We start from the raw sequence: 16133 nt of genomic DNA on the forward strand, positions 1-16133 counted from the left end.
TAAAGCTTATGAGCTTTTTAGCCGTTTATCCCTTTGCAAAACCTTTTTTGTGAAGGTTTGACCTAAATTAAAGGTATTTTCTGTGGCAATTTCTTCTACTGGTTCGGCAACTACCGCTTCGATTGATGTGTCAGCTATCGTTACGCAGCTGATGGCGGCTGAAAACAAACCAATAGATCGCATTGATGCCAAAATTGCGACTCAAAAAGTGGTGATTAGCGATTTGGGAGTTATTAAGAGTAAAGTTGCCGCACTTCAAGATGCTCTGACAGTTTTTGAGGATATCAACACCTACGGAAATATGTCTGCAAGTTCAGACAATACGGCCATTGTGAGTGCTACAGCTGGAACAGGTGCAGCAGCTGGAACCTATGCAGTAAGTGTGACACAGGTAGCGCAAAAGAGTACCTACAACATCACTGGTTTAGCTAGCGCTACAGATGCGCTCAATTTCACAACAAGCTCTGGATTTCAAATTACTGTTGGTACAACGGTATACAGTAGCAATGGAAATAAAACGGTAGGGGGTGTTACAACAGCAAACGCTATCCCGATACTGGCCGCAAATCCGACTGCCACTACATTAAAAGATTGGATTAATAGTGTTAGCGGCTCCACGAATGTCACTGCAAGCTTATCGCAGATGACTGCAGGTCATTGGAGTTTAGTTCTCAATGGAACTCAAGAAGGTTTGAGTAACGATTTTTCGATTTCTGGATTGCAGACTGGGGCTAGTATTCGAGGGTTTACTGCTGCGACAGATTTGGTGTTACTTGATCAAGCAAACGGATTCCAGTTAACGGCCGACGGTGTGACGTATAAAACTAGCGGGGCGGGTAGCAATGTTACGGCGATTGTAGGTACGGGCTTAGCGGGCTCTGTAACCTTGGGCGATTTAGTGACTTGGATTAATGCCCGGTCTACTGCAAATACGCTTGGCCTTACAGCGGCAATCGTAGCCGATGCAACAGGTGTTAGTTTGGAGATCACCCAAGCGGGCAATGGCGCTAAGACTTTGGCCATCGCTGGTGTTAATGCAAGCTCTACTTACCCTACTGTAGTTTCAAGGACCCAGGGTATTAGTGATGAGACTGCAACGTTTACATTTCCTGCTATGAAGGCTGGTGACTCTATCACCATTGCTGGCTTGACGATGACTGCTAAGATGGATTTAACCGCTGCTCAGTCCGCTGCTTCTTTTAACGCTTTGCAATCGGGGGCAACTGCGCCGCTGCAAACCAGTATATTAAATGGTAAGAGCTCAGACCCAGTGAGTGGTGGATCCACAGTCAGATTGAGTAATGTTGCATTACCCACTGACTCAGGTGTATATCGTTTGACTAGCAATGGCGCCATCTTAACGATGACGAAATATGTCAGTGGTAGCGCTGTTGCTTCTTCCTCGATTGAGCTGGTGACATCGGGGGCTAGTGATGCTAGTGCCACGCCACCAAAAGTACTTTTTGCTGGCGCACTCAATGGTGTTACAACCTTAAGCTTTGGATCGCTCGGATCATTTAATGTCAACACATCTTTGGCAGCAACGAATGTTGAAACTGCCTCAGAGATTGCGGCAAAGATCGTCAATGCCAGCGCTGCTGATCCTGTTGCTATTGCCAATGCATGGATATCTGTTCCAGGTGCAAATTGGGCAGAGACTGCTAAAACCAATCTGAGTCTTGGTGATAGCGATCTGATGAAGGCAGTCATCACGACGACGGGTAGCACCAAGCTTCGTATTGGAGCTGCTACCACTGCTGCACTTACTGAGGTTTATGGCTACGCTAATAAAGCCGCTATGGATGATGGTTTAGTGACCGAGCTAGCCTTTGTTGGTACTGCGGCTCAACTTAATGCAGCCTTAGCCACCCTAGAAGCTAATAGCCCTGATGGACTTGGCAAGATATCAATCAATATTGTTCCGTCTGACATTATTTCTAGGACGGATTCTGTTACGGGTGATGCTTCCTACTACAAAGTGGTATCTGGCTCGTTTGATGTTAACGCTGCAACTCTAGCTGCTTCGAATAGTAGATTTAAGGGGCTCACAGGTTTTCTAACGAACATTACAAGCCAAGAAGAGAATGATTTTATTCAGGGCAAAGTAAATACCACCACTTGGATTGGCGCCAATGATTCGGCTGTAGAGGGGAAATGGGTATGGGCAGCCGGACCTGAGGCGGGTGTGGAGTTTTATACGGCCACAAACCCAACAGATAAACGTGCAACATCAATTGTTACTGCTGGTACGGTTAGCTCAAAAGAAGTACGCACATGGAATCTGGAGAGTACGAATTCCAGTGCACTGACGGTTGCCGCCAACGCCACGATTAGTTTTCAATTGGTAAATCCTGCCGATAACACTACAGATACTCTAACTTACAAAAATTTATCAGGCTCTGCTCAGGACATCACCACGGTATTAACAAATCTAAAGACTTACTTTGATTCTGGGGTCACAACCGATGTAAGCAATGCTGGCGCTTATTCGGTTGATGTAACCGATAACAATGTGGTAAATACTTTAGGGCTTTTTTCGAGTTACAACTTTACCTATAGTGTTGCTGCTAATTCTCAAAGCGCCACTTTAAGTTTTACTGGCAAGGTAAATGGTGCAATAACCAGCGGAGCCCTTTCTAACTTTCAAATCCGCGACATCAATCTTTATAGTAACTGGGGTACGAATGAGCCAAACGATTATGGTTCTGGCGAGGACTACGCTAACTTTTCAACAGGCCACGCTTTTAAATGGAATGATTTAAGTGGATCCTCAACCCTTGCCTATGTGATCGAGTACAACACCAGCGCAGGCTCTACTGTTTTAAATAGCCTAAAGCGTGAATTTAGTCTGCCGATTCCGGGAGTTATCGAAGTGGGTAACCCTGCTTCGGTGGCGGTAGGCAATGCACTTAACTATGCAAACTTTTCTGGTGCGTTGACGGGATTTAGTTCGGTTGTCAATGGCAGTCAGGTAATCCTTACTTCGAGTACGGCAGGTTCGGATGTCAGCAATATTAGCTCTTCATTTGTTAATCGGACGGCATCAAGTGGCGGCGTCCTTACCATTGATTCTTCAACAGCCGGTACGGCCGATCCTGGGGGCACTAAAGAAGTGTGGACATTTAGTTTCAGTGCACTGAAGGCAGGAGATGCGGTAACCGTATCGCAAGCAGGTGGCGGATCAATTACCTACACCGCGAACCAGGACCTGACAGCAGAAAAAGTAGCTCAAGCATTTGCCGGGATTGCTGCAGGTACAACTAAGGAGTCCAATATTTACGGAGTATTTAGCGGCACTAACATCGCTAGTTATGCATCAGGCTTAGCGAATGGCAGTAAAGTGACATTTACCGCTTCTGCTAATGGAGATGCAGCCAATCTCTCTGGAGCCATAGTAGGTCGTACTGCCTCTACTACGGTATTTGGTGCACCCACTATTTCTGATGGTGGCGCTGCAGCCCAAGAAAGCGTGCAATTCAAATTCCCACCCGCTGGTATCAAATCGGGTGATTCCATCACTATCGGTGGATTGACATTTACTGCTGGAAGGGCTTTGACTTCTGCTGAGCTATCGGGTGCATTTGCCAATCTTGCTAACAATGCAGCAACGGGCGCTGGATCTAGCTACGGAAGCTATTCCGGATCACTTTTGGGTTATACATCTGGCGCAGTAATTAGCGGTGATCAGGTTTTATTCACCTCAACTGCAGCAGCGGGAACAAACGTAACTGATTTAACAGCGAGCTCAGTGATTAGAACAATCTCTGGCACAGGCCTTACTATTAATCAATATACATCCGCACGTAATGCTCAGTTAAGCATCGGCGGCATTGCTTATGAGCGATCAAGTAACTCGATTAGCGATATTTATTCAGGGGTTACTTTTAACTTAATGGGTACAGCAGGAACCACTAATGTAAAGGTGGCATTGGGAGCTGATAACACTGAAAAAAGCATTACAGGTCTAAAAGATGCATACAACGATCTTATTAAGACTTACAGTAGTATGACTGCCAATAGCGCTAATTCAAGCACCCCTGGCACCTTCGCTAATAATCCAACAACACTCTCTTTTATAGAGGGTATCAAGCGCCGCTTTGCTACTGGGCTGACTTATAACATCGGGATAAACAATGCGGATGGCCAGCCATACACATTAAGCCTTGCAAGTCTGGGATTGGATTACCAGTTGGATGGCACTTTAAAGTACAACGCTGTATCTTATCTAATGGCACAGGCTTCTGGGTTACGGGAAAAGCTTTTGAAGGGCATCAAGATTGGCTACACCAGTGCTACGGATAATTTAATGAGTTTTGTGACGGCCCAATCAAGTAATTTAGGTGCTATTGCCCAAGAAATCCAAAATGAAACCAACAATATCAATAGCCTAACGAAGGAGAGGGAAAATATACAGACCCGCCTAAGCAAGGTTCAAGAAAATTACATTGCCAGGTACTCAGGCCTAAATACTTTGCTTTTCCAGCTAAATTCCACTAGTACCAGCTTGGGAAGCGCGCTTGATAGTCTGACCAATATGAATTCAAAAAAATAGATTCTAAAAGCCAAACATAATCTTTGCGCAATTATTTTTTATAAGCCATTGATTTCATTGAAATTTTTTTTATTTTATAAAAATTTAAAAAAATACTAAAAAAGTACTAAACACTTTCTCGGATATTGCCGTATCTAACGATAAGGAAAGTCTCCTTTGGGTTTGGTAAAAGCCCAGTTTTTGAAGACTTTTGTAACCAATTTATAAGCATATCGATCAAGAGAGAGTTTTATGACGATTTCAACCATTGCAAGTACAGGCTCGCAGCCACCAAGTTTGGCCAGCCTATTGCAAATTAATCGGATTAATCCGATTACGGGTCGCGATTCTGAGGATGCTAAGGAAGTATCGGGCTTACCATTGCCAAAAGCAGGCGTAAAAGAGCCTGTTATTCCCAAATTGGTTCAAGATGTGTTCAAGACCTTAAGCCAGATGGGCGCAAGCATTTCAGGGGGTAAGCCCGAGGGGATTTCGAAATCGGGCGCGCACGTCCAAGATATTAAGAAAAATGCCATGGACTTTTTAACATCGGTGATTTCGGCTGTTAAGCCCAAGGTCGATGGTACTGCGTCAAATTCAGTTGGCTCGCTAGAGCAGTTAAATGATGGTATTTCAAAAATGATCGGTGCTGTGGATAGTGGGGCATACATCGATGCTTCTGTGGTTCAAAGTGCTGAAAAATTAATAAAAGCATCAGGTTTATCAAGCAATGCCAATACATTGGGCGGTTTGCTCCAGGGTTTACAGAGCTCACTATTGGATGACTCTGGTACTGGTAGCTTAGTAAACATTACGGCATAATTTGTGAGAGAAAGATTTAAATGAGCACTATGATCAACAGCGCAAATGGAGCAGGAGCGCAATACGCTAATAGCGTATTGCCTGCCCCTACTCCGCCTGTTGCAAGTAGCGCTCCAAAGGTCAACATCCCAAGCGATGCTGAAGTTGTATCCAAGGTGATCAGCACTGAAATCAAGCCTTCTGGTGTAAATGAGATGGCGCAGTCTACTCGTATTGCTGTTGAAAAAGCGGCTCAAGAGCTGGAGAGTTTTGTACATGAAATGGGTCGCAGTATTAGTATTTCCGTAGATGGCAATACTGGATACCACGTGGTTACCGTGACTAATCCCGAAACAGGTGAGGTCATTCGTCAAATGCCTTCCCCAGAGCTGCTCAAGATTGCACAAAGCTTGCCTAAGTTTGACGGTTTGTTCTTAAATCGCAAGGCTTAAAGCTTTACTAAATCCCCAAACAAAAATCTGTCCAATGGGCAGATTTTTTAAATCTCGCGGTGGAATGTAATTCAAGCAATGAGATTCCCCCTTTAGTACTATCAATCAGGTCTTGTTATTAATTAACTCAGAAAAGCTGGAGTTTGTTTGAGCAAAAAATGCTGTTAACTTGCGTCATTATTCGCTAATGTATAAAGCAGGCTACATTATTGAACGCGGTTTTTGCCTTGCAATGATAGCAATATTCTTAATATGTTCCCGCAAAATAGTGCAGAGCCCCTTCATATTTGATTGCTTTGGAGCAAGTTGTTTATTTTTGATTAAGACCCTCTTTTGATCTGATAACTAGTTTGGGTCGATTGTTAATCATGTCGCAAAATGAGCTCTCAACTTCTTTGGCGATGTATGGATAACTATGAGCTAGCGTAGCAAACCTTGCCGTTGGTATAAATCACTTCTCCACTCTCAAACACTTTGACCGAGGCGGTGCTTTTGGCCATCTAAAAGACCCATTTCACCGACATATTGATTGGGGCTATGTTCTGCTGGAACCTTGGGTGCCCACTGAAAATTAAAAATTTGATGATGTAGGGAATAGGCCTGCCACCGGCTGAGTTCGATCTACCGATGTGTTATCAAGCCACCCTGAAGCGTCCTCTCTACTCTGCAATTAGTGAATAACTGATGCTGCTGCGCAGCACAGAACCCTAATTTGTTGGGGAGGATGGAGCTTAAGCCGCCTTATTTTTGAGTGTTATTGCTAAAAAAATAGATCGCATCAACTGGATCAAGGTTTGGTAGGCGACGTTTAAGTGGATTTTATATCTAATAAAAACAAGGACTTATGAATATAAAAGGGAATTCTAGAAAAGAAAGACAAATTGTTCTAAACGCTCAGGTTGGCATGTCCGTTATATGAATTACTGGGGAAATAAAACCATGTTGGTTAGTCCCTTAACAGATTTAGGAGATTGAAATGCCTACAGTAATTAACACCAACTTGGCTTCTTTGTTTGCTCAAAATAGCCTTTCCAATGCTCAAAACAATTTGGCGACTTCAGTTCAGCGTCTGTCTTCTGGTTTGCGTATCAATAGCGCAAAAGACGATGCAGCTGGTTTATCTATTGCGCAAAACATGCAAAGCCAAATCAACGGCACAAATCAATCTATTCGCAACTTGAGCGACGCAACAAACTTGTTACAAGTGGCCGACTCATCTTTGTCAACAGTACAAGATATGTTGTTGCGCTTAAAGCAATTGGCTACCCAAGGTTACGATGGATCATTATCTGTAAGCCAAAAACTCAATATTGTTCAAGAAATGAAAGACTTGAACAATGAAATTAACGCTACTGCGTCACGTACCGCTTTTAATGGCATCAACCTCCTATCAAGCGGATCAAGTGTTGATTTGAACAACTCAGATCTTAAGGTTGGCACACGTTTGCAAAATACAGCTGTTTCAGTTGTTACATCAGATAACACCAAGGGACTTGGTTACTATTCAAGCGTTGGCACTGGTAGTGCAACAGGATTAGCGGATGGCGCTTTGGGCGCTTTGGGCGGTGTTGCAAATACAGGCACTTCTGCAAGCACATACAAAGTAGAGTTGAATTCTGATAAATTAAAGCAGGCTCCGGGAACATATGTACTGACAAGTAACGGTGCAAACTTAACGCTCACCGGCACTTATAACGGATTATCACAATCACAGACCGTAACTGTGAAGGATGCTGTTGCTAGCAATGTTAGTGGTCAATCAACCACAACGGATCAAATTCTTGATTTTAGTAACTTCGGCGTTTCTATCAATTTGCGCTCTATTCGTGGCACTGGCGACGGTATTACAGGATCTACCATTGCTTCTCAATTGGCCTCGTCAACATACAAAAACCTTCAAATTAACGGCGTAGGTGCTGAAGTAACAAACGTAAATCTATCCGGTGTTGCACCTGGTACTTATACAATGACTTACAACAGAACTGGCGGAGTGGGCTCACTTACCGCAGGTTTAGGACAAAGTATTAGTGCAGCAGGTACTTTGCAAACAGGACAGACTATTACGCTAAGCGGCGGATCTGGTACTGGTGCTACCGCTACTGTTGATTATGATGCAAATGGCCTTATTACTGGATTAACGGTAACTGCTGCTGGATCGGGCTATAAGGCCGGAGATCTGCTAACCGGAACTAAAGCAACCAACATAACTGCAACAGTTGATGGTACCTCTACTACAAGTTCCATTAAGGCAACTACTGGTGTACAAACTAACGCATTAAAAGACGTTAATGCTGGCGATTCTATTTATGTTGGCGGCAAAACATTTGTTGCAACACAAAATATTACCGCTGCCCAACTTGCTACGGCGATGGCTTCTGCGAATGGAAGCATATCAATTAGTGGACGCGGCGTTGTGGGAACCTTATCTGGTTCATTCACTACGGGCCTTACAGCTACAGCTTCTGGTTCAAATTTATTGTTGAGCAATGCAACTGGGGCAGATGTGGCGGTTGCATTGGCTGACCGTACTGCAGTTATCACAAAGACTGTATCAAACATTATGGTTGGTCAAGATATTGCCTCCGCGACTGGTTCATCAACACTGACAATGTCAGGCACTGTAAATGGAATTGCTACTACACAAAGCTTGGCTGTTAGTGCTAATTCTGCTCTTGCAACACAAAATTTCGATTTTGACAGTTTTGGTATTTCTTTCGATGTAAAGAGTTATCAAGCGCAGACTGCTGACCAAATCGGCACATCTTTAGCTACGTTAAATACTGGCGTGGGTCAGTCAGTATCTGGTGGCCCTGGTCAGGTTGTAGTCGCTACTGGTAACAATAGTGCACTCAAATTCCAAAGCGGTCCAAACTCTGATGCTTATATTCAGATTGATACTATTAACGTTCAAACGGGAAATTCTGGACAGTATGCTGGCGATCAGTTGGCAATGACTAATTTAGGTTCTGTAATTTCACAATCTGGTGCTGGTAACCTGGGCACATTGGGCTTGACTGACACAATCGATACATGGCAAACAGCATTTAAGAATGCGGCAGCTGCGGTTGATAATGCCCTTGAGTTTATTTCTACCAAGCGTGCTACATATGGTTCACAAATGAATCGTTTGAGCTACATCAGCACTAACTTGACTGCTCAAAGCACTAACTTGCAGAACTCACGTTCAGCAATTATTGATACAGACTTCGCAGCTGAAACTGCAAAATTGACTAAGGGTCAGATCATGCAGCAAGCAGCGACAGCGATGTTGGCACAAGCTAATCAAATGCCAAACGTCATCTTGTCTTTGTTGAAGTAATCTTTAATGCATGGCTTAACCTAGGGCGGGAAACTGTCCTAGGTTTTAGTCAATTCAAGTAGGAGAATATTATGAGCACAATTAATACCGGCAATAGTGCTGCTCAAGCTGCTGCAATGCAGGTAAATGCTTCTGCTCCGCAGGCAGTTCAAGTTCGAAGTGATGCTGAGGTGGTGGCAAAAGTTGCCGCAACCGTAATTAAGCCATCTAGCATTGATCAAACTAGTCAGCCTGCACGGGAAGTTGTAGCAAAAGCTGCTGCTGATTTGCAGAATTTTGTGCAATCTATGGGCCGCAATTTAAGCTTTTCCGTAGATGAAACAACGGGATATCATGTGGTACGTGTTGTTAACCCAAATACTGGTGAGCTGGTTCGTCAGCTGCCATCTGAAGAGCTTTTAAAAGTTGCTCGAGATTTCCAGCGCCTTAACAATGCTTTGGTAAGCCAAAGGGCTTAAGTATGAAAAAGTATGTATGCTGGAGCAATCTGGCATACATATTGCTTATCTTGATGTAAGTATTTTGCTTATTTTTTACTATCAAACAAGGATTTAAGCTTGCATCATGGCTGTTTCACCAACAAATTCATCAACTTCTAGCGGCACCGCCTCAATTGATGTGGCTGGGATTGTCTCGCAGTTAATGACTGCTGAGAATAAGCCGCTTGATGCTATCAAAACAAAAATTACTGAACAGCAGGTTGTTATCAGTGACTTGGGGGCTGTTAAGGCCAAGGTCTCTACTTTTAAGGATGCGCTGCGGGCTTTTGAGGACCCAAATTCTTATAACAATGCAGTAGCTTCATCAAGCGACTCAAGTGTAGTAACAGCTACTGCCGCAAATGGTGCAACAGCTGGTAGCTACAAGATTAGCGTTGAACAGTTGGCCCAAGCTTCTAAATATGGTATTTCTGGATTTGCATCGACCACTGATGCAATCACTGTAGATTCAACCAATGGTTTTGAAATCACCGTTGGCAATACTAAATATAGTAGCAGTGGCGTTGTCACGGTTGATGGTGTGGTTAGCAATCGAACTGTGGGAGCATTAAAGGCAAGTCCAACTGTATCTGATCTGCAGTCTTGGATCAATGGTCTGGGCGTATCTGTCAAAGCGAATGTCGTACAAACGACTTCCAGTGATCAATGGGCATTGACTATTGAGGGTACGCAGGCTGGATCTGCCAATGCCGTAACTTATGCAGGCCTATCTACCGGAACCGTGAATAATGCAGCAACAGTTGCTGCGCAAAATGCAAAATTTACGATTAACGGAATTGCTTTCGAGCGTTCCAGCAATACCGTCAATGATGCGGTAAATGACTTAACTTTCAATTTAGCGGGTACTACAACTGCTGGCGCTACGAAAACTATTGCAGTATCTGCAGGCTCGGATAATTCTGAGAAAGTGATTCAGAATTTAGTAACCGCTTATAACGATTTAGTGACTCAGTATCAGACTTTGACGGCCAATAGCGCCAACTCTAAAACACCTGGTACTTTTGCAAATAATCCAACGATACTCGCATTCATTGGTGACATTAAGTCTCGTTTTGCTACTGGTTTCTCTTACGGTGAAGTTGATCCCGAGACTGGTAAAAAGCCAGTCATGAGTTTGGCGTCTTTGGGTATGGACTTACAACTTGATGGAACCATTAAGTACAACTCTTTAACCCACATGCAGGCAGTTGCAAATGGCCTGCAAGCTACTTTATCTAAGGGTGTTAAGGTCGGATATGTCAGTGATACGAATTCACTCATGACTTTTGTGACCTCTCAGACCAGTTTTAGCGGTGCCCTTGGTCAGCAAATTCAAGCACAGAACAATTCTGTCGCTGATTTACAGAAACGTCAGGAGGAGTTACAAACACGCCTGGCGAGCATTCAGAATAATTACATTTCACAGTACTCAGCCTTGAATGCACTACTCTTTCAGTTGAGTTCTACTAGTAACTCATTGTCAAGTGCATTAACGGCATTGACTAATATGAGTTCTAATAATAAGTAATGCAATAGGTTAAGCACTGGACAACAGGTCAAATTATGAGAGCAAGAGCAGCGAATGCATACGCAAGCACTCAAGTGCAAACAGGAGTAGCTTCATCTAGCCCGGGCAATTTGATTATTCTGGTTTATGAGCGCGTCTTTGATCATTTGAAAGTTGGCAAACTTGCATTAGAGCAAGGCGAATATGCCATTGAATCTTTTACAAAAGCGCACGACCTCATTCAGCAGGGTCTACTAGCATGCCTGGATTTTGAAGAGGGTGGTGAAATCTCTCAAAGTTTAGCTGCTGTATATGAGTGGTCTTTGCGGGAAATCATTGCTGCAAGAGCAAGTAAATCAGCAGAAAAAATTCAGGGTGTGATTGATGTTTTAACGCCCTTATATGAGGCTTGGTTAGAGCTCTCCCCAAAAGAGATGATTAATCATTTATCAGCTGATGACTCCATGGTTAATTCAGCATTAGAAAGACGGGTTGCCAACTCATAAAGCTGGCATATCTGGATTATGGCAATTCCAATTCCTCCCAATTTGCCAATTAATTCATTAGTTGATTTTCATCGCAACGATTTAATTACGCCTCCGTCGCCTCCTGCCGTTGTCGAAAGTTTAGGCGCCATTGATCCACGAGTTGCGTTAACTATGCCTCTGCCAGTGGTGGATTCTTCCGCAGGGGGTGCATTACAAGATGCGCTTCAAAGTGCTGTTGGTCGAGGTCAAGGCGCTTTAGCTCTTACCGAGCCCACTGTTGATCAGGCAGTATTGTTAGAAATATCTAGCTTGACTGCCGACCAAGCAGAGGCTGCTGCAAATCCATCCCAATCACAAATTGATAATCTGTTGTCAAAAAGCTTAAGTCGCATGGATAACTTAGGCGGTGCTGCACTAGGTCAATTGCTTTCAGACATCCTGGAAGTAGAGGTGCCTGAACTAGGGCAGATCGTTAATTCGGGCAATAAAAATACTGCTCAGAATGTTGTTGTGAGCTGGCCGGGACTTTCTAATTTACCTGCCGGAGTTGTTGCAAATACGTCAGACCCCAAGATAGCAATGAATATCTTGTATCAAAATTTGCAGACATCCGGAATATTTGCCGCTGACCAATTGAAAAGACTTTTGTTTCCGGCAAGTGAAGATGGTGAAGTCCAGGCTAGCGGCATTACAAACGTTTCTGCGGAAACTGAAAAACTGATTTCCCAAATTGCTACCAATGCTCCAGCAGTTCAGGACTCGGTAAAGCTATTGTTGCGCGGTGATTTATTATGGCAAGGACAGTTGATGCCTAATGTTCAGGGCCGGCTGTATCGAGAGGATGCTTGGGAAGCCAACCCTCAAGACCCCAGTCAAATGCAAAAAGGTAGCAAAATTACTATGGAGGTAACCCTGCCTAATTTAGGTCCCTTCAAAGTAGTGGGTACTCAATTTGGCGAGAGAGTCCATGTGGCTATTGAGGCCAGCCCCGAATCCCAGTCAACATTGGCAAATTCTTTTGCACAGCTGCTAGAACAAATGCGCTCCCAAGTAGATCCTGATGCCAGAGTAAGCTTAAAAGATGGGTAAAGTGATTGATGAATGAAAAAAAGATTCGTAAGGCTGTGGCGCTTGCTTATGAAACCAATAGCGCTGCTCCGCGCGTTACTGGGCAGGGTGAGGGTTTTGTGGCTGATGCAATCTTGGCTAAAGCAAAAGAATTTGGCATTCCTACTAGGACGGAACCAGAGTTGGTTGAATTTCTGATGCAGCTCAAGCTTAACGAATTGGTTCCACCTAAGCTATATGCTGCCGTTGCTGAAGTCTTGGCTTGGGCATATGAAGTGGACGGCAAAGTCATTCCTAATCCCAATAACGTGACCATAGAGCGTTAAAAGTTTTGAAGATAGACCCTAAAATAAAAAGCCCGAATGCTCGGGCTTTTGTTATTAGATGGCCTGAGAAGGCTTAAACCTGCAAATTAGTAACTTCTTTGTAAGCATCTACTAGCCTATTGCGCACGGCAATCATCCCTTGCAAAGAGAGATTGGCTTTTTGTAAAGAGACGATCACATCTTCTAATGAGGTGTCAGAAGCGCCGGTCGAGAAAGACTGCGCTTTAGCTTGGGCGCTGTTTTGAGCGGTATTGACGTTTTCAATAGCGTTCTTAAGGACGGCGGAGAAGTCAACGCCATTAGCCGCTGGGTTTTCGCTAGCAACAGGTTTACCGCTGGCTGCAGCGGCCAAGGCCTGCATCCGGGTAATCATAGAATCAACGTTGCTTGTACTCATCGGCTCAATTATCTATCAAAAACACTCAAAAAATCACTAAGTTTGCTTATTCGTTTAAAAAGCCAGCTTCTTTATAGGATTTAAGCTTATAACGAAGCGCTCTAGCTGAAATTCCTAATATCTCTACGGCTTTAGTACGGTTTCCATTTACTTCAGCCAAAACCTTGAGGATGTGCTCTCGCTCTACCGACTCAATATCTTGACCTATTTCACTCTTAATAGATGCAATTTCTATGCCATTATGCCCAGTTTTAGGGCTTAAATTTGGATTTTGTGGCGTCTCTGAGGCTAGAGAATTTTGATGGCTAGTAGGGGTGAGTTGACCTTCTTGATGAGAATCTAATTCTAGATCCTGCGCTGAGATCTCATCTCCATCTGCCAGCAGTACCGCTCGCTGAATAATATTTTCGAGTTCTCGTACATTTCCAGGCCAACTATATTGTTGAAGTATGGTTTTGGCCGGTAAACTTAGACTTAAGTTATCCCTTCCAATATTGACGCTGTAGCGCTTGAGGAAAAAATCGGCAAGAGGAATGATATCTAGCGGGCGCTTGCGAAGCTCGGGAACATGAATAGGAAAAACATTTAGACGGAAGTACAAATCCTCCCTAAATTTTCCTGCTTTAACTTGGTCTTGGAGGTTCAAATTAGTTGCGGCGATGATGCGCACATCTGCTTGAATCGAATCGGTTGAGCCAATGCGTTCAATTTTTTTATCCTGCAGGACTCGCAATAATTTCGTTTGAAGGGTTGCTGGCATTTCGCCAATTTCATCTAAAAATAGAGTGCCTTTATTGGCTTGTTCAAACTTGCCGGCTTGTGCTTTTGTAGCACCAGTAAATGAACCTTTTTCATGGCCAAATAAGATAGATTCAAGAAGTGTATCTGGAATTGCTGCACAGTTGATTGCTACATAAGGCCCGCTAGCGCGCTTGGAGGTCTTATGAATATGCTGCGCTACCACTTCCTTGCCAGCACCAGATTCACCGGTAACTAATACGCTTGTATCAGTTCCCGCTACGCGCTCGCAGCGTGAAAAAATTGCCACTGTTTGGGGGTCAACTGCAATGACTCTATGCTCAGCGGATCGAATTTCTGATCCAATTGCTTCATTCTTGGTGCTATCTGTTGAGTTAATTTTGGGTGCAGCTGTTGTATTTCTCGAGGCGCTATCGGGAGCGTCAGCATGCGTGCGATAACGTGAGATGATTTCAGTGAGTTGTTGAGGTACAAATGGTTTGATCAAAAAGTCGCGTGCGCCAGCTTTAAGAGCTTCAACAGCAAGCTTGGCATCTGCAAATGCTGTCATGATTACGACTGGCAAATCAGGACATTCTTTTTGGGCGATTTTGAGTAAATCAATCCCTGTCATACCTGGTAATTTGTAATCGGTTACCAGGACTGTTTTGAGATCTGGTCGCAGTAGGGGGACGACGGTCTCAGCACGCTGATGCGTCACAAAATCTATACCTTTCATGCGCAGTGTTACCGCAATTGCCTCTCTGAGGTCCTCATCATCCTCAACAAGTATCACTGGGAAGAGCTCATCTAAAAACTCGGTCATGGTTTGTTTGTTCGCTTGGTAAGGTGGATATGAAATTAAAGTTATTCTGAGGTAACTGGAAGTGTGATTTTGAAAACTGCACCTTTGGCAGAGCTTTCTACAGCAATACTTCCACGGTGTGCTTCGATCGTATTTTTAGCAATTGAAAGCCCAAGGCCAGTGCCGTTTGCGCTAGTAGTAAAAAAGGGTTCAAATAAAGAATCGATGATGGTTGATGCAATTCCGGGACCCTGATCCTCAATGCTGATGCCTAACTTTTTTGATTCAACTTTTGCTTGTATGAGCACCCGATCACCAGGCTTTGAAACGCTTAGTGCGTTTTCCAAAATGGCTACGATCGCATTTGGAATCGACTTTGGTTCGACTAACAACAATGTCGATGTAGGAGCATTCCACTCGATCTTCAGTTGCACATGCTTGCTCTCAAATAAGGCTTGAATACTTGCAATTGCCTCATCAATTATTTGTCTAGCACTAACCAGAATGGTTTTACTTGGACGATTGGAAATAAAGCGCAACATATCTTGCGATAGCTTTTCCAGGTCTAATAATTGTTTACGAAGGCGCTGTGCAAATTCTTTAGACATCTCGGGCGCTAGATCATCATCACACAGATGTGATGAGTAAAGTAGGGCAGTTGCCAATGGTGTTCGAAATTGATGGGCAATGCCAGCTGCCATTTTTCCCATGGCGGATAGGCGATTTTCGCGTTGCGTCTCTTGGTGAAGGCTAATGTTTGCGGTGATATCTTGAATTTGAATATAGCTGCGGATGCCGTCGTCAATGCGCACCACTTGAACAGTCTTCTGTGGTTTGGAGCTATCGGCATCAAGGGTATTAATGACATATTCCCCTGGGGCAATCGATGGTTGCCAATCACTCGGAATCACAAAGGATTGTCCAGCACTTAGGGAGGGTAAGAAGTGCAACATTGCTGGATTGTGAAGAAGCACAATATTGTTTTCTAGCAAAATTACGCCGGCTGGTATAGCGTTGACCAGGATACCAAGGCGTTGGTTAGACTTTTGCAATTCCTCGCTTAGCTGGTTAATTTTTTCCTGAAGTGCGCTTTGTTGGGCTTCAAGCTTTTGGGATTCTGCATAGAAGATCGCAAAAGCCTCTTCTAGGTGTTTAACATCTAGACTCTTCGTATTGCTTGAGGTTATAGTGGGTTCAGAATTGATCAATGGGTTTGGATTGA

At 43.8% G+C, this 16133-nt stretch carries 12 protein-coding genes; 9 read left to right on the forward strand and 3 right to left on the reverse strand.

All coding sequences use genetic code 11. The annotated features are described in order from the left end of the window. The first annotated feature begins 82 nt into the window (after window positions 1-82). From fliD (ICE93_RS11480) to ICE93_RS04480, 9 genes are all read left to right on the forward strand, one after another. Window positions 83-4552 (forward strand): flagellar filament capping protein FliD, encoded by a 4470-nt coding sequence (gene fliD, locus ICE93_RS11480; protein WP_216185950.1) that lies wholly within the window; start codon window positions 83-85, stop codon window positions 4550-4552. A gap of 231 nt (window positions 4553-4783) precedes the next feature. Beyond that, window positions 4784-5353 carry a hypothetical protein gene (locus tag ICE93_RS04445; protein WP_216185952.1) on the forward strand — a complete coding sequence of 190 codons (570 nt, stop codon included), beginning with the start codon at window positions 4784-4786 and terminating at the stop codon, window positions 5351-5353. Between the two features lie 20 nt (window positions 5354-5373). Continuing rightward, the gene (locus ICE93_RS04450; RefSeq protein ID WP_216185954.1) at window positions 5374-5784 is read left to right on the forward strand and encodes a flagellar protein FlaG; all 411 of its coding nucleotides are present in this window, start codon (window positions 5374-5376) and stop codon (window positions 5782-5784) included. Between the two features lie 976 nt (window positions 5785-6760). After that, window positions 6761-9103, forward strand: a complete 2343-nt coding sequence (locus ICE93_RS04455) for a flagellin (protein WP_216185956.1) — start codon at window positions 6761-6763, stop codon at window positions 9101-9103. 71 nt (window positions 9104-9174) lie between these two features. Continuing rightward, window positions 9175-9561 (forward strand): flagellar protein FlaG, encoded by a 387-nt coding sequence (locus ICE93_RS04460; protein WP_216185958.1) that lies wholly within the window; start codon window positions 9175-9177, stop codon window positions 9559-9561. A gap of 106 nt (window positions 9562-9667) precedes the next feature. Next, on the forward strand, window positions 9668-11110 hold the full coding sequence (gene fliD, locus ICE93_RS04465; protein ID WP_216185960.1) for a flagellar filament capping protein FliD: 1443 nt from the start codon (window positions 9668-9670) through the stop codon (window positions 11108-11110). A gap of 35 nt (window positions 11111-11145) precedes the next feature. Beyond that, on the forward strand, window positions 11146-11595 hold the full coding sequence (gene fliS, locus ICE93_RS04470) for a flagellar export chaperone FliS (protein WP_216185962.1): 450 nt from the start codon (window positions 11146-11148) through the stop codon (window positions 11593-11595). Window positions 11596-11613: 18 nt separating this feature from the next. Continuing rightward, a complete protein-coding gene (locus ICE93_RS04475; RefSeq protein WP_216185964.1) occupies window positions 11614-12666 on the forward strand; it encodes a hypothetical protein in 1053 nt (350 codons plus the stop codon). A gap of 8 nt (window positions 12667-12674) precedes the next feature. Further along, complete coding sequence (locus ICE93_RS04480; protein ID WP_216185966.1) at window positions 12675-12971, forward strand: EscU/YscU/HrcU family type III secretion system export apparatus switch protein; 297 nt, start codon at window positions 12675-12677, stop codon at window positions 12969-12971. A gap of 73 nt (window positions 12972-13044) precedes the next feature. On the opposite strand, the gene fliE is transcribed toward ICE93_RS04480, so the two are convergent. The 3 genes from fliE to ICE93_RS04495 are packed head-to-tail and all read right to left on the reverse strand — an operon-like array spanning window position 13045 to window position 16119. After that, window positions 13045-13368, reverse strand: coding sequence for a flagellar hook-basal body complex protein FliE (fliE, locus tag ICE93_RS04485; RefSeq protein ID WP_216185968.1), 324 nt, complete (start codon window positions 13366-13368; stop codon window positions 13045-13047). A 46-nt stretch (window positions 13369-13414) separates the two neighbouring features. After that, on the reverse strand, window positions 13415-14932 hold the full coding sequence (locus ICE93_RS04490; protein ID WP_216185970.1) for a sigma-54 dependent transcriptional regulator: 1518 nt from the start codon (window positions 14930-14932) through the stop codon (window positions 13415-13417). A gap of 41 nt (window positions 14933-14973) precedes the next feature. Beyond that, on the reverse strand, window positions 14974-16119 hold the full coding sequence (locus ICE93_RS04495) for a PAS domain-containing sensor histidine kinase (RefSeq protein WP_216185972.1): 1146 nt from the start codon (window positions 16117-16119) through the stop codon (window positions 14974-14976). Window positions 16120-16133 lie beyond the last annotated feature (14 nt).

Source organism: Polynucleobacter sp. MWH-HuK1, assembly GCF_018881815.1.
In the GTDB taxonomy this organism is placed as follows: Bacteria; Pseudomonadota; Gammaproteobacteria; order Burkholderiales; family Burkholderiaceae; genus Polynucleobacter.